The sequence below is a fragment of the Colwellia sp. MT41 genome, from assembly GCF_001444365.1.
GTDB lineage: Bacteria > Pseudomonadota > Gammaproteobacteria > Enterobacterales > Alteromonadaceae > Colwellia > Colwellia marinimaniae.
The window spans coordinates 4,165,556-4,191,492 of record NZ_CP013145.1 but is presented as its reverse complement, the minus strand read 5'-3'; the positions used below and the strand labels follow the sequence as shown (position 1 = coordinate 4,191,492).

Below are 25,937 nucleotides of genomic sequence, written 5' to 3'. Positions count from 1 at the left end.
AACTAGGCACTAACCTAAAACTCGGCTTACCTTCATAAACTAGCCGCTACCTGAAGATAGGTAGCGGCTATTTTTTTGCTTGAAAAAGGTTTACTTAGTGCGGTTATTGGCTATGCGCTTAATAAAAATGAGTAATTGAAGCAATACTAACCCAATAGCGAATGTTACCAAGCAGAGATACTTAATCTGATGTAAATGTTTTACAATCCTCAAAGATTACTCATATACCTGCTAAGTTTGAGTAAGCGAAATTTTCTGAATTAGCAACTGCCTAGCTTTAGCGGGGCCGTTCATTCAACCATTTTTCCTTGGTGGAAAAACATAGGCAATAAAGAAATAACCATGCAAAAACATTTCATTACCCATATCCAGACGCATATATTCTCCAGATTTGTTCGGCTAACAAAATCACGATATTCGGCAATAAAATTGACCTGTTGCTGTTTGGTTTTTATTGGCGTTAATAGTATTGCCAATGCCAATGCCAATGCCAATGTCGCCAGCCAGCAAGTTACAAAAATTAAGCCGCCGTATTTATCGCAATTAGTTGATTATTATGATGTAAACCATCCTGTTATTGGTAGACAAGGCATGGTGGTTAGTCAAAAGCGTATCGCCAGTGAAGTGGGTGCTGATATTCTCCGACAAGGCGGTAATGCCATTGATGCTGCGGTAGCCGTTGGTTTCGCCTTAGCCGTGGTTTTACCGCGAGCAGGTAACTTAGCCGGTGGTGGTTTTATGTTGGTTCATTTAGCCGAGCAAAATAAAACCATCGCCATTGATTATCGTGAAACCGCACCGGCTTTAGCCTATAAAGATCTTTTTCTTGATAAATATGGTACGCCGATAGTGAACAAATCACTAAAATCATTATCCGCTTCAGGCGTACCTGGTACAGTGGCTGGTTTACATTATGCCCTAGAAAATTATGGCTCAATGTCTTGGGCTGAGGTAATAAAACCGGCAGAAAAACTGGCTCGAAATGGCGTTGTTGTTGATGATGATATGGCGAGATTTTTTTATAAAGAGCAAAATTTTTTAGCGAATAGCGCAGAAACGTGTCGAGTCTATTTGAAAGCCAATTGTAAGCCTTACTTAGCCGGAGAGCTCTTTATCCAAGAAGATCTGGCTGATAGCTTAGTGTATTTACAAAAGCAGGGTAAAGCGGGTTTTTATCAAGGTGACATCGCTAAAAAAATTGTCGCGATAATGGAGCAAGGTGATGGCCTTATTACCGCAAAAGACTTAGCGGATTATACCGTGAAAGAAGTGGCGCCGATTCGTGGCACATTCCACGGCTATGAAATTTTAACCATGCCACCACCCAGCTCTGGTGGCGTGCATCTTATTCAAATGTTAAATATGTTTGAATCTCTAGACTTAGACGGTATTCAGCAAGGCTCTGCAGCCATGATACATCTGCAAACTGAAATCTTTAAGCGTGCTTTTGCCGACAGAAGTACCTTTTTAGGTGATCCAGATTTTGTGCAAGTGCCAAGTAAGGGCTTAACCAGTAAAAAATACGCGCAAGCGTTAAGTGAAAATATTAAGCGCAATAAAATTACCCCATCAAGCGATATCAAAGCAGGGCAGCCAAATAAATATGAAAGCCCCGATACCACGCATTTTTCTGTTATGGATGCTGCGGGTAATGTGGTCAGTAGTACTTATACCTTAAATCATAATTATGGCAGTGGCATTATTATTCCAGGTACAGGCATCTTACTCAATAACACCATGGATGATTTTTCGTTAAAACCGGGTAGACCCAATAGTTATGGTTTAATTGGCGGCACCGCTAATGCTATTGAAGCAAAAAAACGGCCATTAAGTTCAATGACGCCAACAATAGTGCTAAAAGATGGTAAACCTTATATTGCCACAGGTACTCCTGGCGGCAGTAAAATTATTACGGCAGTATTTCAACAATTGGTGAATGTTTTGTATTTCGAAATGAATATTGCTGAGGCGACCAACGCACCAAGGGTTCATCATCAATGGCAACCCGATATTTTATATGTGGAAAGAAATATTCCTGCCGATACCGTCGATAACTTAAAAACTATGGGTTATACCGTAAAAGTCTCTAGTTCGCTGGGTAGTTTACAAACTATTATGAAACATAATGGCGTATTTTTAGGTGCAGCCGATCCACGCAGACCCGGTGCCGCAGCTATTGCCGTAGATATTATAGATTAGCAAGCTAGAGTGACTTTCAACAAAGCACTTTTACTCGACAATGAAAGGGGCAAATTCTAGCGATATTATTTATTTTACCAATGAAATAAAGCTCAGTTAATCAGGTCTTATGAACAGTTAACATGTTAACCCGTTCAGGATCCCGATGAAACCACGACACATGACCCCTGCGTTACTCTTACTTGGCTTTTCCACCTTGCTATTGGGTTTAAGTATATTGCTCTTAGGTCCTCATAAACATATTGCCTTAACCACTGATTTTTATCTTATTAGTGATTTATTCCCGGCTAAAGTCTTTAACCTATTAGCGGCACTGGCTTTTATTTTTAGTGCAATTTTGGCTTTTTTATCGATCAAGCAAAGTAACTTTCGGCCAATTTTAGCCTACGTTTTGATTGCTATAAGCTTAGTGCCTTTAGGTTCACTGCTGAGTGACACCATGTGGATAGCGTCTATGGGTGGCTTTCCCGTTATTGGCTCAGGCCAAGGTGTTATTAAGTATTTCGCCTTGTTATCGATAGGAATATTGTTAATCAAACGCACGCTTTCTCCCTTGCTCTCCGCTTGGATTAGTATTATTCCTGTGCTGTTAGTTTTATTGTGGATTGGTGGTATGAAGTTCACCTTGCTCGAAGCGCAAGGCATAGCAGCATTGGTTAAAAGTTCGCCTTTAATGAGTTGGTTGTATGATGTTTTCAGTATACAAACCACGTCAAATATCATTGGCGTGTATGACTTAATTGCCGTGTTATTATTAATTTTGGCGATGTATTATCCGAAACTTATTTATCCGGCGGTGTTAATGTCGGGCATGGTTTTTGTGGTAACTCAAAGCTTTTTGTTAAGTTTTTCTGCTGCCTTATCTAGTGAAACCTTACTGTCAACTACGGGGCATTTTCTGATTAAAGATTTATGGTTTTTGGTGTGTTTGTTTTTTTATTATGCAGCCTTAAAACCGCTAGCGCCAATAGCGACATTAGCCAAAGGAAGGACCAGTGACAAGTAAGCATTAGCCATCGGTATTATTCAACACGGAAAAGTTGTCTTTACTTCCGCGTATGGTGTAATGGATAGAATAAATAACCAAGCAATCAATTCAAAAATCCTGTTTCAAATTGGCTCACATTCAAAAGCAATAACCAGCATGATTGCTCTAGAGCTTTTTCATGGTGGAGATCTTGATGGCTTTGGTAGTGAGTATAGGTTTTCGCCAGAGCATGGTGTTGGTGTCGTCATGTTGACATCAAGTGGTGGCAAAAAGTTTATCAACTTCGCCATAGATACAATGGCCGAGTTATTGGCGGATGTAGTCGACAATGACAATAAACCGAGCGCTAATACTGTAACTGACTAATTCAGCCAACAAAGGCTTGTCTCTTATGTGGTAATGGTTAAGTTACCTAGCAATAGGGCTTAAATTCCCTGACGAATGCGGACCAATGACATGAGTATATATTTGTGTAGTCTTTAAGTTATTATGGCCAAGCAACTCTTGGACAGTTCTTATATCAGCGCCATTCAATAGCAACTGAGTCGCGAAACTGTGTCGGAACGTATGTGCCGTGACATGCTTTCTAATATCCGTCTTCATAACCGCCGCTCTCAAAACTTTACTTAATGAAGTCCAATGTAAGTGACGACGACAAAAATAACCGTCCGTAGGATGTTGCCATCTTACGGGTGAGGGAAATAAATATTGCCATTTAAACTGCGCAATTGCTATTGGGTATTTACGGGTTGACCCAGAATGCAAACTCGTTTTACCTTCTCCTTCCGCCAAGTCCTTACTATGGATATAAGTGAGGTAATTACTTACTTCTTGTTCCCCCATATCCTTAGGGTGCCGTTTGTGATTAAAAATAATAAAGCGTTTTATCCAAAGTAAGTACGCTTTTTCTGTTTGAATACTGTAATGCTTTGTACGAAGGATGTGTCGGATACTCTCAAGAAAAGGTGAAGTAGACATAATAAAACCCTAAAGCTGTATTTATATACAGTTATAGTTTTAGGTTAATTAAATATCAAATATTTTATCAACTAAATATTACTGAGAAGCCTTAGTAATATCCCCCCAATCAATCGTTATAAGACCTAACCAATTGATATTACGTAAAATAGTCTTTAATTATATATTGGAGATTACTTAGAGGTCTCAGTAATCTCCAAGGCCTAACAGAAATAAAATATTTTAAGTGTCTAAGGTGCTGAAAATATGGGATATTAATATGAATTAAATTAAAGCTATGGAGCGGACATTACTGAGCCGTATCCATAATAAGCTGTTATACCTAAAGGATAATTCGTGAGTAATACTAAATTTTCTGAAAGTTGTTATCTATGTAATTCGGATTCTAATTACATTAAAACGGATAATGAGAAGAAACGCCATTATTTATGCTCAAATGAAAACTGCGGTGAGTATGAAATATCATTAAGTGCTATGGAGCACTTAATTCATAATAATGACTTTAAATCTCAATTATTACCATTAGCTAAAAGGTGTAAAGGTACAGATGGTTTATTAAAGATCTCAGTAAAAGGGACAGCTATAGAGGCAAAAGTTAGACCAAGAGCTGAAGTGTAATTTAGGTATAATAAATAAAGGATAGGTTGCGCGCAGCCGCAACTTGATCCTGTTGTTGAACAAGCCCGATATTGATGAGTACTCTTTATAAGTAAATAAATAAAATTGAGGTTGGCGGTGTTTTGGTGGTTTTGTTATGGGTAAACTTCAGGCCAAACTTAGCCATTATCACTAAACTGAGTTTGGTAATATCGTCACTCACCCTATATTTTCTCTTGTTGTTTAAACCCTCGGTTAGTTAATATTTAGCACGCAACAATTCCCTCTGCTTAAGCACCTCCTTGTTTTAAATCGACTGGCCACTAATAATTCGATGCCCTATTCGCATTAGAGCTAAGGTCATTATCGTCTTACAGTGAGGGCAGCAGACGCCTTTTTTATCCGATATTACGATGGGCGGCAGTACAACTTTTAGCATTAACTGTAACCAATGTAATGTTTGTTTAGCATTGCCGTGTAAAAAACCATAATTACGCGCTCGCCTGAATCCTTTGGGCAAAACATGTTGCAGCACTCGCCATAAAAATTCCGTCGCTGGCTCCGTTATGGTTGTAAACTCCTTGGTGTTACTTTCTTGGTATAAAATATAGCAGACACCCCTTTCAATGGAACTAAACAAAAACCTCAACTATGCTTATTTAATCAGCAAAAAAACCAGTTGAGGTTACTATGGCAACCCCAAGAAAACAGCAAGTCAGTTTAATTGATACCTGTTATTATCACTGTATCTCTCGTTGTGTTCGTCGTGCTTTTCTATGTGGCGAAGATAAGTTAACCGGGCAAAGCTTTGAACACAGGCGCGGTTGGGTCAAGGATAAACTATTAGCGTTAAGCCAAACCTTTGCTATTGATGTATGTGCTTACGCAGTAATGAGTAATCATACTCATCTTGTTTTACATGTTGATGTTGAGCAAGCCAAAGCATGGTCAATGCATGAAGTTGTTACTCGTTGGCATCAATTATTTAAAGGCACATTAATCACGCAACAATATTTACGCGGCGAAAAACTGATTAAACCTCTGCAACAAGTACTGGAAGAAACCGCAGAGGTGTATCGAGCAAGGTTAACCGATATCAGCTGGTTTATGCGCATTCTAAATGAAAGCATTGCCGTACAAGCCAACAAAGAAGATGGATGCACAGGCAGGTTCTGGGAAGGTCGCTTTAAATCCCAAGCCTTATTAGATGAAGCTGCTGTTATCGCCTGTATGGCGTATGTTGATTTAAACCCGATAAGAGCCAACATAGCTACAACCCCCGAAACCTCAAACCACACCAGTATTCAACAACGCATTCATTCAGCAAAAAAAGCAAAGCAACCGAAAGTACTTTTCCCTTTTATTGGCAATCCAAGACAAAACGCGCCTAAAGGTTTAGCGTTTGAGCTAACAGAGTATATTGAATTAGTTGATTTAACAGGTCGTTGTATTAGGGAAGACAAATGCGGCTACATTGACAATAACCTGCCCAATATACTCACTCGATTAAACATCAGTACTGAAAACTGGTTAGTATTGACCACACAATTTAGAACATTATTTCATGGCGCGGTGGGTAATCCTAAAGCGTTAACTGAGTTTTGTCAGCATCAACACCTTAAAAAACGTGCGGCAGTCTCTGTTTGCCAAAAGCTATTCGCTTAGCATCACTTCATAACCAAACTCATAACAAAAAGTCATAACCAATTAAGCAGATTTTTGAGACTTAAGGCTTAAGCATGACTGAAATTTACCGAGCAGCTGATTTCATCCTCTACAGCCAACAATTCATTTTTTTTACGTGAAATCCCTCAATAACAGGTGATGTTAATGATGAAAATTTAATGACTTGTGATAACCTATGGTGATTATTTTAAAGGGATGTCTGATGTTTTACCAGATTTTATGTTTAAAGGATAAATTAAAGTTGAAGTATATATTTTTTATTTTAATAATTTGCTCTAGTGGTAGAGTTCAAGCTAGTGATTATTACATATCATTGCAAAGTGCTGATTTTACCTTGGTTACAGATGTTTTTTTTAGTCAACGTTTAGATTTTAATTCACTACCTGAAAACAAAACGGTTAATTTAACCTATTGGGGAAGTAGCCCAAAAGCTGAAATTAAATACAATGGCAAAAGTTTATTTATTTCGGGTCATGATAACGAAATTGAACAAGTACATTTAGAATTTAATCAAAAAGTAAAAACAATTACCTTCAATATACAGCTTAATCCGGTTCGTTATAATAAAGAGTATATTCAAGAGCATATTGGAAAAGTTAGTGTTGAAACGCCCGAAGTTTACGAACTTAACAACATTATATTAGCTCTATTTGACAAGTTTTATCACGCTAATTATAAGATGTATTCGAAAGGAGAATACTACTCAGATGTTTTAAAGTGGTTTTCACCTTTTAAAGATCATGAGATTTTTAAAAAACTCGTTAACGTTGATTATTATTCATTTGTTGAAAATGGTCCTGCGTATGTTTTTAACGGCGATAAAATAGAAAAATCATCGGTATATAAAAGCTTTCGAGCCGTTGATGTTATTAAAGACAATATTACCTTGTTAGAAGATTTTGCAAAAAAGAGTAATTTCAAAAAGTTTTACCAACAACATCATGAGTATTACTTAAAGTTGAGTAACGTGTTCCAACTAGGTGCTCAACCAAAAAACATTTGGCAATGGTTAGAGTCTCATTTCCCGGCAAGATATCAAAGTTATAAGGTTTTCTTTTCTCCATTAGGGCCGGGTAAAAATAGTTCTCGAATGTATGCCAATAATGGATTTAATGAATCTATCATGTTTATCGTTGCCCCTAACCGTTATGAAAATGAGAGGGAGTCTTTTTCAATTCAATCGATAAAGTTCACTCGTTCATTCTTTACTGAAATTGATCATACTTACGTGAATCCAACCTCTGACAAATATATAGACGATATTAATGCTGCTCTGGTGGATTTAAAACCGTGGTATAACGGCGGTGGATACAACAAACCTTATTTAATATTTAATGAGTATATGACATGGTCATTAGTCTCTTTATACGCAATGGAAAATTATTCTCCGCAAGAGTATCTATTTATAAAAAAATATACTGAAGATTTCATGATAAATAAGAAGGGTTTTTCCCAATTTAAAGCTTTTAATAATGAACTTATCCGCTTGTATAACAACAAGTCAGCTAAAGAAAAAATTGCTGACCTATATCCCTCAATTATAAATTGGATTAAAAACAATTCAAAAAGCACATAAGCAAATTAAAAGGAAAAATAGAGCTCGTCTCGTTTTTTGCAAAGAGCCGTAAAAAAGCGAGCCAATCACTATTTCCTCTTATTTAAGCGTTATATTTTTAATGCTGGTCGTAATGTCCGCCAATTGCGAAGATATAAATACTGTCATCATCAAATTTATAGACCACTCTGTCTTTCTGGGAAATACGTTTTGACCATAATTCCGATAAATTATGCTTTAGCGGTTCTGGTTTACCTAAACCACTTGCAGGATCTGCAAGTAACATTTCTTTTAAAGTTTTGCATAATGCTTTATGAAGCTTTTTGTCTTTCTCTCTTAACTGCTCATAAATAAGCCAAGTCTTACCTTCAAAAACTAGTGATCTCATTTAATTGCTCTTGTGTCGGTTTATATCCAGTGTTTGTTTGGTGTGTCGCCATCGATTCAGAAATTTGTTTCATTAAATTACTACTTTGTAAAACATGTAGTGTCTCTTGCTCTCTTTCCCAATCATCAGCACTCATTATAATAAAGTCGTCACCAGCTCGCCTAGTAACTTTAATAGGCTCGTGCTGACTAACAGTTTGTTCAACATATGTTTTTAGGTTGTCTCTAAACTGATTTACGCTTATGCTATCCATAATTAACTCGCTGTTTATGTACGGTATTGTCGTACATTGTAGTTCAAAAAATATAATAAGGCAATCAAACGGACAAATTACAGTTGGCTGTTTCACTTTGATCTTGTACCACTTTGGTGGACAATTTTTTGCCTGTTAACAGGGCGTTATATTTTACAAGGAGTGTATATGAAACTTTTGAGTATTTTATCCCTAGGACTTTTAGTGTTGAGTGGTTGCAAGTCAACTCCTGAGCAGTACCTTACAAAATCCCCTATAACCGTGGAGCAATCTGAGTTACAAAACTATTGGGTTCAAGAAGCCAAAGAGTTTAGTTTTAAATCTAGTACATTAAAGCCACCGAAAACCAGTGGCTTCGTTAAAGTTAAGTACTTAGTTGACTCTAATGGGGCGATTTTCAATCCAACAGTTGTTGAGTCTTCCCCCAATGGAGCATGGGATAAATTTGCATTACGTGCCTTAAGCAATATTCACTATGTTCCCTCTAAAGCTAATTCATCAAATGCGCCTGTTTATGTGACAACTGAATTTATATTTGGACACAAGTAAAATATAAGCAAATTAATCAGGACAAATAACAGTTGGTTTTTTATCCTGCGTCGCTTATTTTAGCCAACTGCAATTTGCCGCTTAATTGGGGCGTTATGTTTAAATATTTAAATCAAGTAGGGATCACTTTTGAAAACAATCACAAAATCACTTCTAGTTTCATTCGCTTTAGTCTTATCACCTCAAACATTAGCAAACGATAACTTTACCTTTGGTATGGGTGCTGGCACCTTTTATAGTGGTATTGGTGTTAATGCAGGTATTCAATCTAAAAATGATTTGAAATATATATCTGCTGGTTGTGTTAGCTACTCTTCCATTTACGGTGGTACCTGTGGTGTTGGTATTGGTTGGGTCAAAACGGACATCTTTGACTTCCAGACCCCGAAACATGGTGCAAGTTTATATATTGGCGTCGTTGGCAGTGAGTATGACAATTTAGATCATGAGGCTGTGTATGGTGCCGGCTTAGGATATCATTACTTTCATAGAGGCATAGGAAATCCCGGCTTTAATTTTGGCTTTACTCTAGTCGCAGGAAATGAAAAAGATGGTATAGGTGTCGGTGGTATATTTCAGGCCGGCTATCAATTTTAAACTATAAGAAAATAAACAGGGACACGTAACGCTTACCCAGTTCCACATTTTAGCAAGCATTACTTAGCCTGTTATTTGAGCGTTGGTATACAAACAAGGATGTCATTTCAATGAAGTGTTTTTTATTATTATCAATTTTAGTTTTATCTGCATGTACTACAACACTCGAGGTAACTTCAAATTCAGCATCAACTGACGTTATGCGATTAATTGAACAAACAGAAGTAAATGCCCCAAAAGGTGTAAAAGGTACGTTTCAATTTGCAATAAAAGCCTCTGGTATAGAGAGAAAAGTTGTTTATTTAAACACTGAATTAGATTACAGGGATAAAAGAAGTATTACGGTTGCACTTCATCCTAAAACAATCGCAGCGTTTACCAAAAAATATGGCTCTTCACCTGAAGAATACTTTATTAATAAAAATATCGAAGTTACTGGTGAAGCTAAAAAAATGAAAATTTGGTTTTTTTCTAATGGTAAAAGAACTGAAAAATATTATTTTCAAACTCATATAAGAGTTAAATCAATAAACCAAATCAAAGTGTTGGGCTAAGTATACCTAACCAAGAAAATCAACAAGGACACGTAAGTTGGCTACTTTTCGCTTCGCCTGTTATTTAGGCATTATGTGTATATAAGGAGTTTTAATTGAACCTTGGTAATCAAATTACAGAAAAATTAAATAACATTGAGATGTTCATTGAGAATTCACCAAGCTATTTATTTCCATTAAAAATAATAGGTTGGATATTACTGTTTGTTGCTTTGATGATTACGAATTTAATAGCTCTTGCTAAATGGCCTTTATCCGCGATATATAAAAGACTGAATAAAAAAGACTTAGGTATGGGTGATCCAATTAATATTTCTTCCGATAGCGAGCTTAGTCAAATTGTTGCTGAGCAAGGCACTGTCTTAGTCGATTTTTGGGCTGAGTGGTGTGGTCCGTGCTTATTGATGAATAAAACTATAAATAGCATGGCAAAAGAATATGAAGGAAAGATAGCTGTTGTTAAAGTCGACGTATCATTAAATTCAACACTTAGTAAGTTATACGCAGTAAGAGGGTTACCTACTGTCATAGTATTTAAAAATGGCGATGAAGTTGCTAGGAAAAGTGGTTCATTAACAAAGAGCCAATTATCTGAACTAGTTAAATAACAATAAGCCAATTAAGGCAGGACAAATAACAGTTGGTTTTTTATCCTGCGTCGCTAATTTTAACCAACTGATATTTGCCCATTATTTGGGCGTTAGCTTTTATAGAGGGCTCAACTATATGGATATTCAGATTCTTCTTTTTATAATCTTTGTAATGGTCTTTATACTGATGAAAATTGGTAAGGCTAAAGGTTACCTTATTAAGGTTGAATATAGTCACTCTAAAAAATTCTCTTATGCAGTAGTCTGCTCTCTTGCTGTGAGTATGAATTTCTTCATTAGAGGTGATGTTTTCTATCTTTTTCTAGGTATTATCTTCGGTGTTGCTATTTATTCAAGAAAACACTTTTTAGGACTTAAATCTAAAAAAAGCTAACATTTACAGTTGGCTACGTTTCGCTTCATATTTTAACCAACTATTTTATTATCTGTTAACCGGGCGTTAGTTTTTCAAGGAGGAATGGTGTATTTAAAAGTTTTAGGGTGGATGTGTATTCTAATCGAGGTAATAGTTCTTGCGCCAAGTATAGTGCCCGGTGCAATGTCAGCTCTAGCATCAATTATTACTCTGTTAATATTGGTTATATCTATAGTTACAATTAAGACTGGAAATCTATTTTATTTTAAAGTTACCGCTGTAATTTCAGGTATTAGTATATTTATCGTTAATGATAGTCTTCGGCTTTATGGTTCATTGCCACAAGTACCGTGGGAGTTTCAAGTAGGTTTCTACAGTCTTTTTATAATCATTTGTGGTCTAGCAATTTATTATGCTAAAAGGCGTGCTGGTGTTATGAAAAACTAACAACACGCCCTGAGGTGGATAACTAACCGTTGGTTTTTGCTCCTGTGTCGCTAATTTTAACCAACTATTTTATTGCCTGTTAACACCGCTCTTGATAAGTCACGTCTTGCTTCGTCTTTAGGCTCTGGCACCACGTTGGTCTGCTATGTGTGCCACTTTGGTAGATACTTTATGGGTATCTAGACCAATGAAAAGTATGTTATGTTGATACCTGTTAGCCTCCAGTTTATATTGTTTAACACATATATTATGGCTCTGGTTTTACTAACCCACGAATCTGGAGGCTAGCACCTCGTGGGAGTCATTATGTCTAGCTAGAGGTAGTTTCCCATGCTCGGTAATTTTACAACCAATATTAAGCCGTACGTAGAGGCTGAATTACAGCTCGCACGTACTTCTTATGTCGTTGGAGACTACTCTCAGGCATTTAAATACCTAGAAAATGCTCATGTATTAGGCCAAGAGTCGACATACTTTCACGTAAAAGTACATTGCATTATGTTTTATTGGGCATTGCGGCAGCGAGATATTCATGAATTACTTGGTCAAACCTTTAGGGTGATCGGAGCTGCAACAAAAACAGCTATCGGCTTAGTTCCAAGTGGCAATACAGGTGGAGCAGATGTGAGCCCATTTAAAGTCATGCCTATTAAAGAAATACATGCAAACTATATAGAAAATGCGAAGTCTGGTGTATAGAAAGTAATTTTAACGCAATTAAAACAGTTGGTTAAGTTTGGAGTCGCTACGAATTATACCCAACAATTCTAGTCCGCTTAATGCGGCATTATGAGTACTTCGTATGAATATTAATCTCCGACCACTATCTAAGTCTGACGAAAATTATTTTGATGTGATCGATCTTTATAAAAAAGCTTTTCCAGAAGCTCGGCATATACCTACATGGTTGCTTCGATATACACTAAGAAAAGGTAAGGTAGGTTTTAACATTATTTATGCGCATGATACTTGGATTGGCCTCATTTATATCACTGAGTATACCGATATTATATTTGTACAATTTTTAGCTATAGCGGAATCTTATCGCTCAGCTGGGTACGGCAGTAAGGTAATGGCTTCGTTGAAGGGGACTCACTCCGGAAAAAGAATTGTACTAAATATTGAAGAACTTAATCAGCAAACAAAAAACTACAAACAGCGGGTCAAGCGTAAAGCTTTTTATGAGAAAAACGGGTTCATTTCTTCAGGTTATATAGTGGAAGAACCTGGAGAGCGGCTTGAGATGCTAATATTTGGCGGAAACATTGGTAAAGAAGAGATAGAAGCAATGTATAAAAATCTCTTTGGTAGTATTCTTGGTTTCTTATTTAGACCTAAAGTCATAAAAATATGAGGCAGCACCACTAGCACATACTCATAAGAATTTTCAAGACGGACAATTAACAGTGGGCTGTTGTTCGTCCCTCACTCATTTTAGCCCACTGTTAATTATCGCTTAAAATGGCGTTATATTTACCAAGGTAGTCATGGCATTTTTCAATTTATTTAAAGGTGAAGAGGTTGGCGATTTAGGCCAAGTTGAAGCATTACAGAAGTCTTTTGTTAAAACTAAAATGAATGTTCATAAGCTTTGCCTAGAAGATGGCGCTACTGGCGTTGGTCTTAACATAGTGAGTAAAGGTTTTTTGTCTGCTTCATCTTTCCCTATATCTCTTGATGAGGCTCAAGCTAGGGATTTAGTTAACAAAATTAATGAAGCTTTAGGTGATAAGTAAATATAACAAGCCAAGCATTATTTGCCCGTTATTGGGGCGTTGGTATATCAAAGTCCCGCTGTTAATTCGACACCTTTAGGGTTACACTTGATCTATGATTTAAAACTTAATTCATAAGGTTTTTCGAAAGTTTTATGCTTCAGGCCGCACTGCGGGGATACAAAAAAGCACGAAAATAAGCTACGCCTTATCCTCGCTAATCTTAGATCAAGCGGAAGTTGGCGTATGAAATATAGGTTTACTGGACGTGATGTTGAGATAATAAATGATGAGGATTACCACTAATGGCTATGTTTAATCCTGCTCATCCGGGAGAAATATTAAAAGAGTTAGTGATCGACTCTTTAGAATTAACGATCACCGATGTTGCAAAACATCTTGATGTAAGCCGTAAAACTTTATCTAAAATTTTAAATGCTAAAGGCGCTGTCACACCTGAAATGGCTGTACGTCTTGAGTTGGCTTTTGGTAAACCATCAGCAGAACATTGGCTTCGTTTACAGAATGCACATGATTTATGGCAAACAAGACTAGAGCAAAAATCACTACATGTTTCACCATATAATTTTCAAGTAGCATAATGCGGCTTTACAAGTTGCTTCAACGGAAAAATAACAGTTAGCCATCGCTTCGCGATTATAGTTAACAGCAATCGGCCGCTTAAAACGGCGTTAGCAGTGTCGGTAGTATGGAGCTATATGAAAGTTAGAACTTATTATTTAGAAATGAATACTCCTGAAGAGTTGATTGAAAAAACAAACCCACGTGGGCTTGCCATTGTAGAAGCGAAAATTAACGAATTTAGGTTCAATAAATTTCTTTATCAGCTTATCGGAGAGCAATGGGCGTGGGTAGATAAATTATCACTCCCGGAGGCAGAATGGGAAGCGTATGTAGAAAACCCAGATTTACGTACTTGGGTTGCATATTATGAAGGGACTATCGCTGGTTATTTTGAATTAAATACTAACGAATCAGGAGATACAGAAATAGCTTATTTTGGCTTAGCTCCAAATTTTATTGGTAAGGGTTTTGGCGGTTATTTATTATCACAAGCAATTTCGAATGCGTGGAAAATCACTAAAACTAAGAGAGTATGGGTACATACTTGTTCATTAGATCACGATTCAGCATTATCTAATTATAAAGCGAGAGGATTAAAGCTTTATAAACAAGAAATAGCGTAATGCAGTGAATATACTGCTATAAGCAATTCAACAAGGACAAAAAACAGTTGGCTTTTTGTTCGTGTATCACTTATTTTAGCCAACTGTTACTTAGCCGCATATTGTGGCGTTAGGTCAAGGAAAAATTATGCACTCTCGAAAATCCCGTAGATTAAGAAAAAAACTTTATTTAGATGAATTTGCTGTAATGGGGGTTGAATTAGATTGTAATTTAACTTGTAAGGATGAGTCTGAATTAGCAACCATAATGGATGACTTTTTTGTTTATGTTGACACTCTAAACTTGTGTGTTGGCGGGGGCGGAGATCTGACTTCCTTTGCAGGCTTTATTTCTTCTCAGGAACGCTATGGTTCAGTCACTGAATCGGACATATCAAGCATCTCTAATTGGTTGAAAGGCCAAAATATCGTTGCAGAGTTTAATATGGGTAAACTTGTCGATGCTAACTATGGCACATAAGCCAATTAAAATGGACTGCTAACCGTTTGCTCGCTTCAGCATCGCTTCACATTTTAGCCAACTATTATTAGCCCCTTATTGGGGCGTTGCTGAAGTGGCATGGTTAAGGTTACTTTAGCCATGTTGGTGATATCTATTACACTATATATTCGATAATTTTCTGTCAGGTATTACTTACCAACTAGCCCAAGCAATGCGCCACCATAAACCAAATAAACTGACATAACCTGTGGTGTAATTAACTAATTCACCTTGGTCAATCACCATCACTAAAGGTGTTACTTGCACACCCAGTGATCTCGCTATACGATTATCATTGTCGTTGATGACCTTAAATTGATAATCTTCAGTGCTCATATACGTTTTTAGTGTCTCATTATCACCAGATTGCATGGCAATGCTGTAAACAGGGTAATGCCGCGAAATAGTATCGACCGAAGAACTCACTACGGAACAAACCGGACACCAGGTACCCCAAAAGTACACTAATATGGGCTGTTCAAAGCTTAACGCCTTTAAATCAATTGCTGCGTTATGAATCGTCAGCCCTTGTAATTCGGGCAGCGCTTGTCGATCCATATCCTTAGTTCGCCATGTATCTACGGCAAAGCTCATCATAAGAAAAATCACACCAAAAATAGCGATTTGTTTTAACCAATACTTCATTTTTTCCGTTCCTATTGAACCTTCTAATAGTCATTTGCGTAGAATAGCTTAGCTAAGTAATGCCGATATGGACTAAACTCCTAGTACGATGCTTAGTAAGCTATCTTAAACAAATGAAATAATAAGGAATATGACAATTTGTAATCTGTGAGTAGTTTAAAGGCACTATTGCCTACCAGCAAACGTCAGCGGCTAAATGCCTGGCCCTTTCATTTTTCTCCTTACGGTCAAGCTTTATTAAACTGAAGATGGCAACAATAATTGTACTGTCAGGGTATTCATCTTATTTGATATATTGATTACACTGTTAATCAGCAGCACAATAACTTAAAGGTCTACTATGCAGCAAATCACCCGGGTAAATCATCTTGGCATTCGTGTTTTTAGCTTGGCTAGCTCGAGAGCTTTTTACGAAAAGCTGGGTTTTAAATTTATTGTCGGCCCGGTAGGACCTGAGCCTGTTGCCATTATGGAGCATGCCAGTGGCGTTAATATTAACTTTATTCTAAATGCCGCCGCGCCAACAGAGACGAATGTGTTGATGGATGAAGCGGTGAAAAAAGCAGGTTATACCCATGTTGCTTTGGAAGTAAATGATATGGATGCTGTTATTGCCCAGCTGAAAACATTGGCTATTGATATTACTGAAGGGCCGGTAGTTTTTCCTAGCGGAACATCGGTTTTCATTCGTGATCCCGACTGTAATGTTATCGAGTTTCATCAACCGAAAAAGTAATAGCATTAGGGTTTGAAGTTGCTTAGTAAAAAAAGAGTGGCCATAGTGCTATTAATTATTTATCTAGGCTAAAGTAATAAGTAGCAAAGTAACCAGCTTTGACTTTATTAATAATTGCCGTAAGAGCTCACTGTGATCACTAATATCATCAAACCATTGACCAAGCTAAACATCAATAAACTAAGTAAAGTTTTATCAGTCACTTTGCCTATTATTGCCCTCAGTTTAGTGACAAATTTTGCTAGTCAGGCAACTGAGCAGTCAATAACTAACATTATTAAAGATGAATATTTAGCTCGCTGTCTTACTGAATTAGTTGCTGATACGCCAGCCGTTGCATGGCATAAGTTAAAAAAAGTAAAATGTCATGGTAAGCATATTAAGCAATTAGATGGTTTAACTGTGTTGACGGATTTAGAGCACTTATCGTTATTTAATAATCAATTAAAAGTAGTAGATATTTCATCTTTCAAAAAATTAAAGTTTGTGAATATTTCTAATAATCAACTGGTCGAAGTAAAACTGTCAGGCTTGTCAGAGCTAACGACACTGTATTTATTCAAAAATAAATTAAGGTCAATAAATCTAACGGGTCTAGGGAAGTTAAAAAAAATACGCATTACTAATAACCAGTTAGTTGATATTAATATCAGTGCACTGACCTCATTAGAAAAGGCTTACTTTTTTGATAACAAGCTTGAAGATCTAGTGCTTGCCGGTTTAACTAAATTAAAATTTATCGAGTTAAGGCAGAACCCAATGCCGGATGAAGTGTACGACCGTTATGATGAAATGGAAGGCATTACCATTATCCATGATGGTAATGCTGACGATTGGAAGTAATAGCAATCTCATTAACTATGTGATCATTTTCACTGGTTAAATATTATAGGAAATCGAAATAAACCAAGTCGATAAATCAAAATTGGCGGCGAGGTACTCAGCTGTCCAGGTATCTTTACTACGGTAATCCGCATAAACCGCTTTTATCTGCCACTTTCTGGTCAGTCTATACGCTAACTCAAAATCGAACTCATAGCCTATCTCTTGGCCCGTGCCGTAAGTATTGAAGTCATGGTAAACAAAGCGCCAACGTAGCTTTTTATGACGACCACGATAGGTAAAGAACGTATCGCGTAAGCCCTTTTGTCCGGAATAGCTGGTAAAGACATCGGCCCAACCTTGAAATTTATGGTTAGTGCCCAGTGAAGATTTAAAGCCAATGCCCTGATCTTGGCTAAAGGTTTCTTGGCTAAGTTGAAAGATATGACTTTTATACTGAATACTGGCTGCAACTAGGTTATACCAAGCTTGATAATTGTCGGTGTTGTTGTAAGCATCTTCTTGCCAAGCAAACTCAGCGTTATAACGATATTTAATACTATTGGGCTTAAATTCATCTGCAATTCTAATGCCGACAGTGTTACTAGAAAATGATGCTTGGTCTCTATTATCAATAAGATAATTGTATACAACAAGTTGCCAGTTATTCTCTGTTTTATAGCCGACATTAATGAAGTGGCCTTTAAGCTGGTGTTCACCCCATTCACTTGTCGGTCTGTTAGTCAGGTAATCATTACGAGGGTCGTCTGCAGGTAACTCTTTATCTGCATGCCGACCAAAAATTCGCTGCACTTTATCAACATAAGCGTATTGAATATGCCAGTTCATTTGATCGTTATATTGCGCTGAAATAGCATCGAAACTTTGCGGGGTTTGCCAATACTCTAGCGCGCCAACCATGCGTTCATTATCGTATGACAGGCTTTGTCGGCCAGCTTTTATCTGCCAATTATTATTACTGCTAAAAGCTAAATAACCTTGGCTTAAGCTGCCGCCTTGGGTATCAGGAATAACCGACTTGCGATTAAACTGGCTGATTGAGTTGTAATTATCGTTGTGAACAAAAACATAGTTAGGCTGTAATAAAAGTAGCCATTGCTCATTATCATCTAAGGTAAAGCTAGAGGTTAATTTAACCCGAGTTGTAAAGGCATTGGCATCTTGCCACCAATCATCATGGGTACTTTGATAACGACTACGAAAAGCCAGCTCATGTTTACCTGGTAGTTCAACATTGTATTTGTCAGCTACTTGTTCCTTTGACTCTACTTCCGCAAAAGACACGCCAGTAAAGCCAGCTAGTAATGTTATCAAGGCTATATTTATTGTTTTACACATTGTCTTACGTATTATTTTAGGCATGGTTCTATGCATTTTTCTGCCATTCCTTTAACCTAATACATAAGCCTCGAGCAACAATAATATCACTGGGCTCACCTATGGGAGAGCCCCCTAAGTCTTCAATGGTCACTATCAGTGAAGCTGAGTCTTTAATTAAACGCCATTGCGCTACAGTTAATTGCTGTGCAAGTATGGCGACATTTCGGGGGATAATGCCTAGGCTGCGTGCTTGTTGGTCGGTTTTGGAGACAACCCAAAGCTCTAAATCTTCTGCGGCGCTAATGTCAGGGGTATGTATGATGTTGATGACTAATGTCTTTGATTCCCCATAGGTGCTGGCAACGAATTGTGCATTATTATCTGGGTTGGTTAGTACGGCAATGTAACTTAACGAATCCTCTGTGCCGCCTTGTCGGTTAGAGTTGAGTAAGGCAAAGCTTAGCAGGCAAATAACGACAATAGATACTGCGTGGATAAAGCGCGAACTGGCTAACGTAAACCACGGCTTAATTAGCGCGACTAGTTCTTGCCGGGCATGCTTTTGTTTTGCTGGTTGTGCTTTTACCGCAGCTTGTCCTAAGTTATTGTTAGCCTCGGTAGTTGTTAAATTGTCTACCTGGGCCGTTATTGCTTGCCAAGTTGACTCCTTAGGCGCTAATTCTGTGGTTTGTCTGTCCAAAGCAATAAAACTTTGTTGCCAGTGATTGATTATGGCTTCAAGTTGCGGATGAACAAGCATAAGTTGCTCTGCTCTATTATGTACGAGTGTAGATAACGTACCTAAAACATAGTGGCTAGCAATATGCTCTACTATGGTCGGCTTGGTGTAACGCGTTAATTGCTTAGGCGCTAATTTTTTAGGCATAATTGTAATCTCCCTAATCCACGCCGTATCCAAGACTTAATCGTATTGACCGGAGATTTTAAATATGCCGCGATATCTGCTCGACTATAACCGTATAGGTAGGCCATTAAAATAGCTTGGCTTTGTTGCTGTGCTAGCTTAGCTAAACAGTCATTGAGCGCACCTTGCGCATGTTCTTTGAAAGCAAGTTGTTGACTGTTGAAGTTTAATGCCTGAATGTCGTCTTCATGAAACTCAATCATATCTGCTTGGTGCCTACGTTTATCGTACCTTAATCTGTCATAGGCTCGATATCGGACAATAGCCGCGAGCCAAGTAAAGGGCTCACTTTTGTCCACTTGATAATGACTGCTATTTTCCCATATCTTAATGAAGGCTTCTTGTAGTACTTCGTTGGCACTATCTCGATTGCGAGTAATGCGATAGGCAATACCATTTAGTCGCGGCGCTGTTTGTTGATATAACCGCTTAAAGGCGACCTTGTCGCCCTTGCCACAGTGATATAACAAGTCAATTAGCTCACTAATTTCTTGGTTGTGCTGCTGGTCATATTTCATTGATTCGTATGGCATAACTTGTTGTTTTCCATCGGTCGAACTTAATATATTAATTGAGTGAGTCTTAACCATTTACTAAAAATAAAAATGACTTTGCAAAAAAATCAAATCATAACTTTGGCTTGGCTTTTGCGGTATATCTTCTTTGGTCCGTAGCCCTAATCGTAACTGCACATTGGCAATTGGGGTGTATTCAGTGACAAATGAGTAGCGAGTTTGTTGGTTCTCATCAATATCCTGATCAGGGTCAAAGTATTCAGCCGTAATCTTAAAATTTAGGCCTTTTTGCCATTGATAATTGATTTCTACAAAGGTAATTAGCTGCTTTATTTGAGCTGAGCTAACGTTATTTATTGGCTTAAAGGTGATTAAATCTACCTCAGCTAGCAGGGTGAAATTTCCCCAAGTAGCACCTGAATATAGATTAAACATCTTAGTTTGTTGTTCATTATTATTAAATACTAGACTAGTACCAAGGCGATAATCACTGAATAGATGTTCAGCTCTAATGCCATATAAAAAGTTATCATCATCATTGATTAGTTGACTGGTACCATTGGCCATAAACAAATTAATCGCCGACCTTTGATAATTTACCGTGTATTCAATACCGTTATCGCCATTGTCAAAGTTCATACCGGTGACTTGTCTGATAAAGGCACCATCATCTTCTATTCTGATGCCATAGGGCAGGAACATTTTACCCACTTTGAGCAAGTTGCCACTAGCAAAACTCATCATCGCCCAGGCTTCTCTGTTTAGCGCCGAGCCTGGGGCTATTTGTTCATCTATATAGAAAGATAGACCGGTGTCAGCAAAGACAATGTTCGCGTATAACAAGACACTACTGACCTCAAAGGATTTACTGGTTAGTTCATTTTTGTCTTTTTGAGCATTAGCGTTGAAGCGAGCATCTGAGCCTATGGTTAAATACTGCGTTAATTGCGCCAGTTTATTACTATCAAAGCTATTAGTTTTAGCGGGCAATATTGTTTGACCAAATGCTCGACCAAAGTTATTTCTTTGCCCGCCACCATCGGGATTTACATGACAAGCCATACATTTTAAATTGTTTTTATAAGCTAAATAAGGCTCGGCTTTACTGGTGAAACTGCTCAATAATAACGTTATTAGCACTAACCCTGGTAAGAGAGCGGCTTGCTTAAAAATTATGTTCATAGTTAAATTCTCCACCATCGACATTATTATAATTGCCATCTAGCAGTTGCCCACCGATAGAAATAATAGAAGAGATACTGTTGTTATTTAGAGAAAACTTCAGCTGAGTCACGGCTAGGGGTAACTGGCTGATAGTTATCTTTAGTGTCTGTGGGTTAATGACAGATAAGGTGATATTTTCATCGCTAATTGACCAGGTCGCGGTCGGCGAACTGGCGTTAATCAATATTTGCTCACTAGCTAAGCTGCTAAAGTTCATCGGCTGATTGAAGCTTAAAGTTAACGTCGCACTTTTATGTTCATTAAGCTGCCTTGTTGTCATATGGCTGTTATTTACCTGGGCGCTAATATTACTGTTTGGCGGCACCAGTGCGCCTAAAGTAATCCATTGTTTAATGGCGTTAATTGCGTCAGTTGATAAAGCGGGTTTACCTAAAGGCATACGTGCACCGGCTTGACTAGCGCCAGTGATTTTTAAATATAAGTAGCTGTTTTGTGCCGAGCCGGGCAAAACCCGCTTGAAATTTGCATTGGCGGAAGTAACATTAATTAAGTTTTTGGCCGATGTTGCCAAGTCCGACAGGTTTTGACCCGCAGCGGGATTAGCGCCACCGTGACACTCAACGCAGATAGGGCTAAAGACATTATCTTGAATCCATAACAGTGTTGATTTTTCTTCGTTGCCATCATCGTCGGTAATATCTTCCGCTATGACTGGCTCTAGCGGTTGTCCTTGTCCATCTAGGTTTTCACCATTACCGGCATTACAAGCTGTTAATAGCCCTATCATAGTGATAAATAATAATTTCATATTCACCTCTTATCGACTTGAGCAAAGCCTTTGCTCAAGTCAGGTTTCAATATCCATTTACAACACTTAATTTAGTGCAATTAAGGCCGGGCAATTGTCCATAACGGATAATCACCGTTGGTATCGCCAACTAGGCTATCACCTATGTAAAAATACAGTGGTAAACCTTGATAAAGCCATTGATAAGTTGTGCCGCTGTTTTCTGCTCTACTAATAATAGTAAATTTTCCAAAAGCTTGCTCAGTAGAGCTGGCATATAATGGCGGCCAAATCATTGCGCAACTATCAAAACAAGTACTTAACCCTGAGTTTGCTGTATCGCTGTCAAAAGTATAAAGGGTAAGTCCCATTAGTTGAGCTGATGTTTTTCCTTGGCTGGCCAAGACATCGCCATGGGCGGCAAATAGATCGCCTTTAGTGGCATGGTTATCTACTTTAACCGGTGCTGGCCGTGCTATATGCCAGGTCAGATCAACGTTTTCACCTAAGAGGTCGGCTGCTGTGGTATCAGGGCTAAAGAAATATAAAGCCATGTCATTAATTGCCCATTGTTTCATGCCATTGCTACGGGTGATTATTGAATAGGGTGCTGTGGCTTGATCGCCATCATCGGCAAGTAAAGCTGGCCAAGCATCTAAACACGCATCAAAGCAGTTGCTCACGCCAGCACTATCAGTATCAAAGGTATACAAGGCGAAACCTGACTTATCCATTAGCAGGTCAACAAAATCCATGGTATCAACGTCTCTCAACATTACATGGACCATACCCATGATGGTAATACTGGCCCCTAAGGCAGTTGTTTCTTCGACGAAGTTGGTGGTAGTACTTGGCGCAATTAAGTGCCAGACACCATTGACGTTATCGCCGTTAATATCCGTTTTAGCGGTATCACCAGCAAAGAAGTACAAAGCCATACCCTTGTGGGCCCATTGTTTAGTGCCGTCTGCTCGGGTAAATATGGAAAAATCACCTATGGTGGCATCGGCGGCACTTGGTACAAAAGCAGGCCAATTGACTAGACAATCACCACTACAGCTAGAGCTATTGGCTGAGTCCATAGCAAAGGTATACAGTGAAAATCCGTCCATGCTTTGCTTAACCACGGAAAACTCAGTATTACTGCCTTCATCGGCGAGTAACACATTAACCAACCCAGTGGCAGATAAATAACGACCATTGACATCGGTACGTTGAATGGCTGGCTCTAATGTGGCGGTATGCCAAACATCATTAACTTCATCCCCCTTGTTATCGCCGGCAACTTCATCGCCCATATAGAAATATAATGGTTTGCCCTTATAGGCCCATTGCATCATGCCAGCAGTTACATTAATAAGACTTAACGGTAGCTGTGCTTGTGCGCCAGTATCGGCCAGTAGCGGTGGCCAAGCATTAATACAGCTGCCAGTACAGCTAGTGGTATTAACCATGTCCATATCAAAGGTATATAAAGTAAAGCCGTTTTTATTAGTTCTTAAAGGTGTTAATACTGCATTGTTTTCGCTGACAGACAACACGGTTTGATTACCAACATAACTAGCAAGCTCATTTATCATGGCGGTTTTAATTGGCATAGGTCTAGCTAGGTGCCAAATATTATCTATACCATCACCCAAGACATCTCCTTGAGCTGAATCTAGTGCATAGGTATATAAGGCTTGTTGGTTATAAGCCCATTGTTGAACGTTGTCAGCGCGAGTAATAAAGCTAAAGTTCCCCGAAGCTATCGCGCCATTAGTTACTAATAAGGGCGGCCATCGTCCAGCACAACTTGTTGTATCATCAACAGCGCCATTACAGCTAGAAACGTTCATTGCGTCATTATCAAAGGTATATAAAGATAAACCAGACGCGGCTAAAAGTAAGCTGCCATTGTCATTAACAACGGTCATACTTGGCAACGCTACTTGCGTAGGGAAAGTGCTACTTACCGGTGGTTCAACATAACCACCGTCAGCTGGAGTAGATGAGCCTCCGTCACCACCACCGCAAGCGGATAATAAAACTAAGCAAGCGCTGGTGATTAGAGTAAAAATCAAGAGGTATGATTTCATTTTTATAGTCCATTTTTATCAGGGTTCAATTAGTTATACGCCATTGACTTAAAAAAGTTGCAGTAAAAATAAAATCTTTTTCATTAGGGGCTGTTGATCTTTGAGGGTTAAATTTTGTTCGAGATAAAAGCGTTTTAGCCGAATCCTTCGACCCCGTTTGTTTGCCATTAGCGGAGATGTTATTTAATAGCGCAGTGACTATTTTTGTGCGACTTTTATTCGACGATTCACCGGATATCTTTCAAAGTCTTCCCAGTAATGAATACCACCGAGCATTTCTTTTACGCCATAGCCTAGGGCTGAAATTTTCAATGCCGCTTTCGCGGCACCGTTGCAGCCTGGCCCCCAACAATAAACCACAAACAGGGTCGTTTTATCGAATTTAGCCAAGGTATCCGTGTTTATTTCACTGTGCGGCATATTGATGGCGGTAATAGCGTGGCTTTTTTCAAAAGCTGCTTTAGCGCGTACATCTAATAATATATAGTTTTGGTTAGCCGCTTTAATATCCCCATAGACATCTGAACAATCGGTTTCACTGGCAAGTTTAGCGGCAAAAAAATTATGCCGCTGTTGAGTTGTGATTATTTGTTGAGGAAATGCATTACTATAGTTAGACATAAATACTCTTAATTTATTGGTAAGAGCATTACTTTAACGTGACGTATTCTTTTGCTACATTCAGCAATACTGAAGTCAATATTCGCTAATACTGAAGGGTAATAATTTCGGCTAACGAGTATAGTTGACTCATTCTTTAGCTAGCAAAGAACTTGGTCAAATCGCTAGTAAGGTTCCGAGTAGAGTATTGAGTAAAATGTAAGGAAGTAAGCTGTGGAATTTTATCACCTGCGTTCATTTGTCGCGGTTGCGCAAACAGGCAACTTAACTCAAGCGGCCAAGCGTTTATATACTACACCGCCGGCAATAAGTGCCCATATAAAAAGTCTTGAAGAGGAGTTGGCAACACCGCTATTTATCCGTTCAAGCAAGGGCATGGCATTAACCGAAAAAGGTCAATTACTGCTAAAAAAAGCACAAGTAACCTTAGATAGTGCGGTCGATTTAGTCAATCTAGCCGCTGATAATCAATATGAAATTATCGGCAGCTTTAACTTAGGTAATAACCTCAGTGTTGAGCAGATAAAACTTGCTGAGTTGACTGAAAACCTACAAGAAAATTGTCCAGGTATTAGTTTAGCTATTCATCAGCAATCCACAGGTAAAATTCTGGAAGATATTAGAGCTAAGCAACTAGACGGTGGCTATATTTTTGGTGATATTCCCGATGATTTTGTTGGTGTAACAGTGCTGGCGCAAAAAATAACCACCATAGCGCCGTTAAGCTTTGCTAGCAGAAAAATATTGACGGTGTCAGCGCTTAGTCAGCAACCTTGGATAATGATGGGCGAGTATTGCCCCTTTGATGACATGTTAAGCAGTAAACTTGGTGATAACATCTTATCGGTATTGAAATCTAGTGATGATGGTACTCGTCTGGAGCTGGTGAAAAATAACTTTGGTTTGAGTTTTGTCACTTTAGATGAAGCGCTTTTAGCGCAAGAAAATAAAACCGTGCATATTATCCCAACCCTTGATTTTACCACGCCATTGCATTTTGTTATTGCTAAAAGCCGAGCACAAGAGCCGGTACTTAAAGCGCTGCTGCACGAAATTAAAATATTGTGGCTATTAAAAGACTAGTTTAGCTAAATCTGGTGATTAAACTTGGTCATCTTTAC

Annotated in this window: 30 protein-coding genes and 1 pseudogene; 19 read left to right on the top strand and 12 right to left on the bottom strand. The window is 38.3% G+C overall.

What is annotated here, in order from left to right:
• Positions 1–342 precede the first annotated feature (342 nt).
• The 3 genes from ggt (at position 343) to CMT41_RS17805 (ending at position 3,553) form a co-directional block, all read left to right on the top strand.
• Positions 343–2,199 (top strand): gamma-glutamyltransferase, encoded by a 1,857-nt coding sequence (gene ggt, locus CMT41_RS17815; RefSeq protein WP_058028025.1) that lies wholly within the window; start codon positions 343–345, stop codon positions 2,197–2,199.
• 145 nt (positions 2,200–2,344) lie between these two features.
• The gene (locus CMT41_RS17810) at positions 2,345–3,205 is read left to right on the top strand and encodes a DUF417 family protein (protein ID WP_058028024.1); all 861 of its coding nucleotides are present in this window, start codon (positions 2,345–2,347) and stop codon (positions 3,203–3,205) included.
• Positions 3,206–3,214: 9 nt separating this feature from the next.
• Positions 3,215–3,553, top strand: a complete 339-nt coding sequence (locus tag CMT41_RS17805; RefSeq protein WP_083494326.1) for a serine hydrolase — start codon at positions 3,215–3,217, stop codon at positions 3,551–3,553.
• Between the two features lie 42 nt (positions 3,554–3,595).
• On the opposite strand, the gene CMT41_RS17800 is transcribed toward CMT41_RS17805, so the two are convergent.
• Complete coding sequence (locus tag CMT41_RS17800; protein WP_442855086.1) at positions 3,596–4,168, bottom strand: tyrosine-type recombinase/integrase; 573 nt, start codon at positions 4,166–4,168, stop codon at positions 3,596–3,598.
• A 333-nt stretch (positions 4,169–4,501) separates the two neighbouring features.
• Here CMT41_RS17800 and CMT41_RS17795 point away from each other — a divergent pair, with 333 nt between their 5' ends.
• Complete coding sequence (locus tag CMT41_RS17795) at positions 4,502–4,783, top strand: hypothetical protein (protein WP_057183329.1); 282 nt, start codon at positions 4,502–4,504, stop codon at positions 4,781–4,783.
• Positions 4,784–5,069: 286 nt separating this feature from the next.
• Here the strand turns inward: CMT41_RS17795 and CMT41_RS19950 are convergent.
• A pseudogene (locus CMT41_RS19950) lies at positions 5,070–5,393 on the bottom strand (transposase); the annotation flags it as partial.
• Between the two features lie 59 nt (positions 5,394–5,452).
• On the opposite strand from CMT41_RS19950, the gene CMT41_RS17790 reads away from it, so the two are divergent.
• Together CMT41_RS17790 and CMT41_RS17785 are read left to right on the top strand one after the other, a co-directional pair.
• Positions 5,453–6,427, top strand: a complete 975-nt coding sequence (locus CMT41_RS17790; protein ID WP_058028021.1) for a transposase — start codon at positions 5,453–5,455, stop codon at positions 6,425–6,427.
• Positions 6,428–6,650: 223 nt separating this feature from the next.
• Positions 6,651–8,024 (top strand): DUF4932 domain-containing protein, encoded by a 1,374-nt coding sequence (locus CMT41_RS17785; RefSeq protein ID WP_231733107.1) that lies wholly within the window; start codon positions 6,651–6,653, stop codon positions 8,022–8,024.
• A gap of 97 nt (positions 8,025–8,121) precedes the next feature.
• Here CMT41_RS17785 and CMT41_RS17780 read toward each other — a convergent pair whose 3' ends face one another.
• Together CMT41_RS17780 and CMT41_RS17775 are read right to left on the bottom strand one after the other, a co-directional pair.
• Complete coding sequence (locus CMT41_RS17780) at positions 8,122–8,391, bottom strand: Txe/YoeB family addiction module toxin (protein ID WP_057183321.1); 270 nt, start codon at positions 8,389–8,391, stop codon at positions 8,122–8,124.
• Positions 8,372–8,644, bottom strand: coding sequence for a type II toxin-antitoxin system Phd/YefM family antitoxin (locus tag CMT41_RS17775; RefSeq protein WP_058028020.1), 273 nt, complete (start codon positions 8,642–8,644; stop codon positions 8,372–8,374). The genes CMT41_RS17780 and CMT41_RS17775 overlap by 20 nt, the downstream gene beginning before the upstream one ends.
• A gap of 168 nt (positions 8,645–8,812) precedes the next feature.
• Here CMT41_RS17775 and CMT41_RS17770 point away from each other — a divergent pair, with 168 nt between their 5' ends.
• From CMT41_RS17770 to CMT41_RS17715, 10 genes are all read left to right on the top strand, one after another.
• Positions 8,813–9,193: an energy transducer TonB gene (locus CMT41_RS17770; protein WP_057183317.1), complete on the top strand. Its 381-nt coding sequence runs from the start codon at positions 8,813–8,815 to the stop codon at positions 9,191–9,193.
• 129 nt (positions 9,194–9,322) lie between these two features.
• The gene (locus tag CMT41_RS17765) at positions 9,323–9,790 is read left to right on the top strand and encodes a hypothetical protein (protein WP_058028019.1); all 468 of its coding nucleotides are present in this window, start codon (positions 9,323–9,325) and stop codon (positions 9,788–9,790) included.
• Positions 9,791–9,900: 110 nt separating this feature from the next.
• A complete protein-coding gene (locus CMT41_RS17760; RefSeq protein ID WP_057183313.1) occupies positions 9,901–10,344 on the top strand; it encodes a hypothetical protein in 444 nt (147 codons plus the stop codon).
• Positions 10,345–10,439: 95 nt separating this feature from the next.
• Entirely contained in the window at positions 10,440–10,952 is a 513-nt protein-coding gene (locus CMT41_RS17755; RefSeq protein WP_057183312.1) for a thioredoxin family protein, read from the top strand.
• A 1,135-nt stretch (positions 10,953–12,087) separates the two neighbouring features.
• Positions 12,088–12,456, top strand: coding sequence for a DUF3703 domain-containing protein (locus CMT41_RS17740; RefSeq protein WP_058028018.1), 369 nt, complete (start codon positions 12,088–12,090; stop codon positions 12,454–12,456).
• Between the two features lie 103 nt (positions 12,457–12,559).
• Positions 12,560–13,111 (top strand): GNAT family N-acetyltransferase, encoded by a 552-nt coding sequence (locus CMT41_RS17735; RefSeq protein WP_058028017.1) that lies wholly within the window; start codon positions 12,560–12,562, stop codon positions 13,109–13,111.
• 133 nt (positions 13,112–13,244) lie between these two features.
• The gene (locus CMT41_RS17730) at positions 13,245–13,493 is read left to right on the top strand and encodes a hypothetical protein (protein ID WP_058028016.1); all 249 of its coding nucleotides are present in this window, start codon (positions 13,245–13,247) and stop codon (positions 13,491–13,493) included.
• A gap of 284 nt (positions 13,494–13,777) precedes the next feature.
• On the top strand, positions 13,778–14,074 hold the full coding sequence (locus tag CMT41_RS17725) for a HigA family addiction module antitoxin (protein ID WP_057183299.1): 297 nt from the start codon (positions 13,778–13,780) through the stop codon (positions 14,072–14,074).
• A 117-nt stretch (positions 14,075–14,191) separates the two neighbouring features.
• Positions 14,192–14,680, top strand: a complete 489-nt coding sequence (locus tag CMT41_RS17720; RefSeq protein ID WP_058028015.1) for a GNAT family N-acetyltransferase — start codon at positions 14,192–14,194, stop codon at positions 14,678–14,680.
• A 127-nt stretch (positions 14,681–14,807) separates the two neighbouring features.
• Positions 14,808–15,140 carry a YggL family protein gene (locus CMT41_RS17715; RefSeq protein WP_058028014.1) on the top strand — a complete coding sequence of 111 codons (333 nt, stop codon included), beginning with the start codon at positions 14,808–14,810 and terminating at the stop codon, positions 15,138–15,140.
• A 174-nt stretch (positions 15,141–15,314) separates the two neighbouring features.
• On the opposite strand, the gene CMT41_RS17710 is transcribed toward CMT41_RS17715, so the two are convergent.
• The gene (locus CMT41_RS17710) at positions 15,315–15,806 is read right to left on the bottom strand and encodes a redoxin domain-containing protein (protein WP_058028013.1); all 492 of its coding nucleotides are present in this window, start codon (positions 15,804–15,806) and stop codon (positions 15,315–15,317) included.
• 340 nt (positions 15,807–16,146) lie between these two features.
• On the opposite strand from CMT41_RS17710, the gene CMT41_RS17705 reads away from it, so the two are divergent.
• Together CMT41_RS17705 and CMT41_RS17700 are read left to right on the top strand one after the other, a co-directional pair.
• Positions 16,147–16,542, top strand: a complete 396-nt coding sequence (locus tag CMT41_RS17705) for a VOC family protein (protein WP_057183288.1) — start codon at positions 16,147–16,149, stop codon at positions 16,540–16,542.
• 132 nt (positions 16,543–16,674) lie between these two features.
• Positions 16,675–17,385, top strand: a complete 711-nt coding sequence (locus tag CMT41_RS17700) for a leucine-rich repeat domain-containing protein (protein ID WP_057183285.1) — start codon at positions 16,675–16,677, stop codon at positions 17,383–17,385.
• A 36-nt stretch (positions 17,386–17,421) separates the two neighbouring features.
• Here CMT41_RS17700 and CMT41_RS17695 read toward each other — a convergent pair whose 3' ends face one another.
• The 7 genes from CMT41_RS17695 to CMT41_RS17665 form a co-directional block, all read right to left on the bottom strand.
• The gene (locus tag CMT41_RS17695) at positions 17,422–18,759 is read right to left on the bottom strand and encodes a hypothetical protein (protein WP_058028012.1); all 1,338 of its coding nucleotides are present in this window, start codon (positions 18,757–18,759) and stop codon (positions 17,422–17,424) included.
• Complete coding sequence (locus CMT41_RS17690; protein ID WP_058028011.1) at positions 18,752–19,591, bottom strand: anti-sigma factor; 840 nt, start codon at positions 19,589–19,591, stop codon at positions 18,752–18,754. Before CMT41_RS17690 ends, CMT41_RS17695 begins: the two co-directional genes overlap by 8 nt.
• Positions 19,576–20,163, bottom strand: coding sequence for an RNA polymerase sigma factor (locus tag CMT41_RS17685; RefSeq protein ID WP_198149765.1), 588 nt, complete (start codon positions 20,161–20,163; stop codon positions 19,576–19,578). The genes CMT41_RS17690 and CMT41_RS17685 overlap by 16 nt, the downstream gene beginning before the upstream one ends.
• Positions 20,164–20,223: 60 nt before the next feature.
• Complete coding sequence (locus tag CMT41_RS17680; RefSeq protein WP_058028009.1) at positions 20,224–21,327, bottom strand: hypothetical protein; 1,104 nt, start codon at positions 21,325–21,327, stop codon at positions 20,224–20,226.
• Positions 21,311–22,138, bottom strand: a complete 828-nt coding sequence (locus CMT41_RS17675; protein ID WP_058028008.1) for a hypothetical protein — start codon at positions 22,136–22,138, stop codon at positions 21,311–21,313. Before CMT41_RS17675 ends, CMT41_RS17680 begins: the two co-directional genes overlap by 17 nt.
• 80 nt (positions 22,139–22,218) lie before the next feature.
• Positions 22,219–24,195 (bottom strand): hypothetical protein, encoded by a 1,977-nt coding sequence (locus tag CMT41_RS17670; RefSeq protein WP_058028007.1) that lies wholly within the window; start codon positions 24,193–24,195, stop codon positions 22,219–22,221.
• Positions 24,196–24,393: 198 nt separating this feature from the next.
• Positions 24,394–24,816 carry a rhodanese-like domain-containing protein gene (locus CMT41_RS17665; protein WP_058028006.1) on the bottom strand — a complete coding sequence of 141 codons (423 nt, stop codon included), beginning with the start codon at positions 24,814–24,816 and terminating at the stop codon, positions 24,394–24,396.
• A 213-nt stretch (positions 24,817–25,029) separates the two neighbouring features.
• Here CMT41_RS17665 and CMT41_RS17660 point away from each other — a divergent pair, with 213 nt between their 5' ends.
• Positions 25,030–25,899, top strand: a complete 870-nt coding sequence (locus CMT41_RS17660; RefSeq protein WP_058028005.1) for a LysR family transcriptional regulator — start codon at positions 25,030–25,032, stop codon at positions 25,897–25,899.
• Positions 25,900–25,937 lie beyond the last annotated feature (38 nt).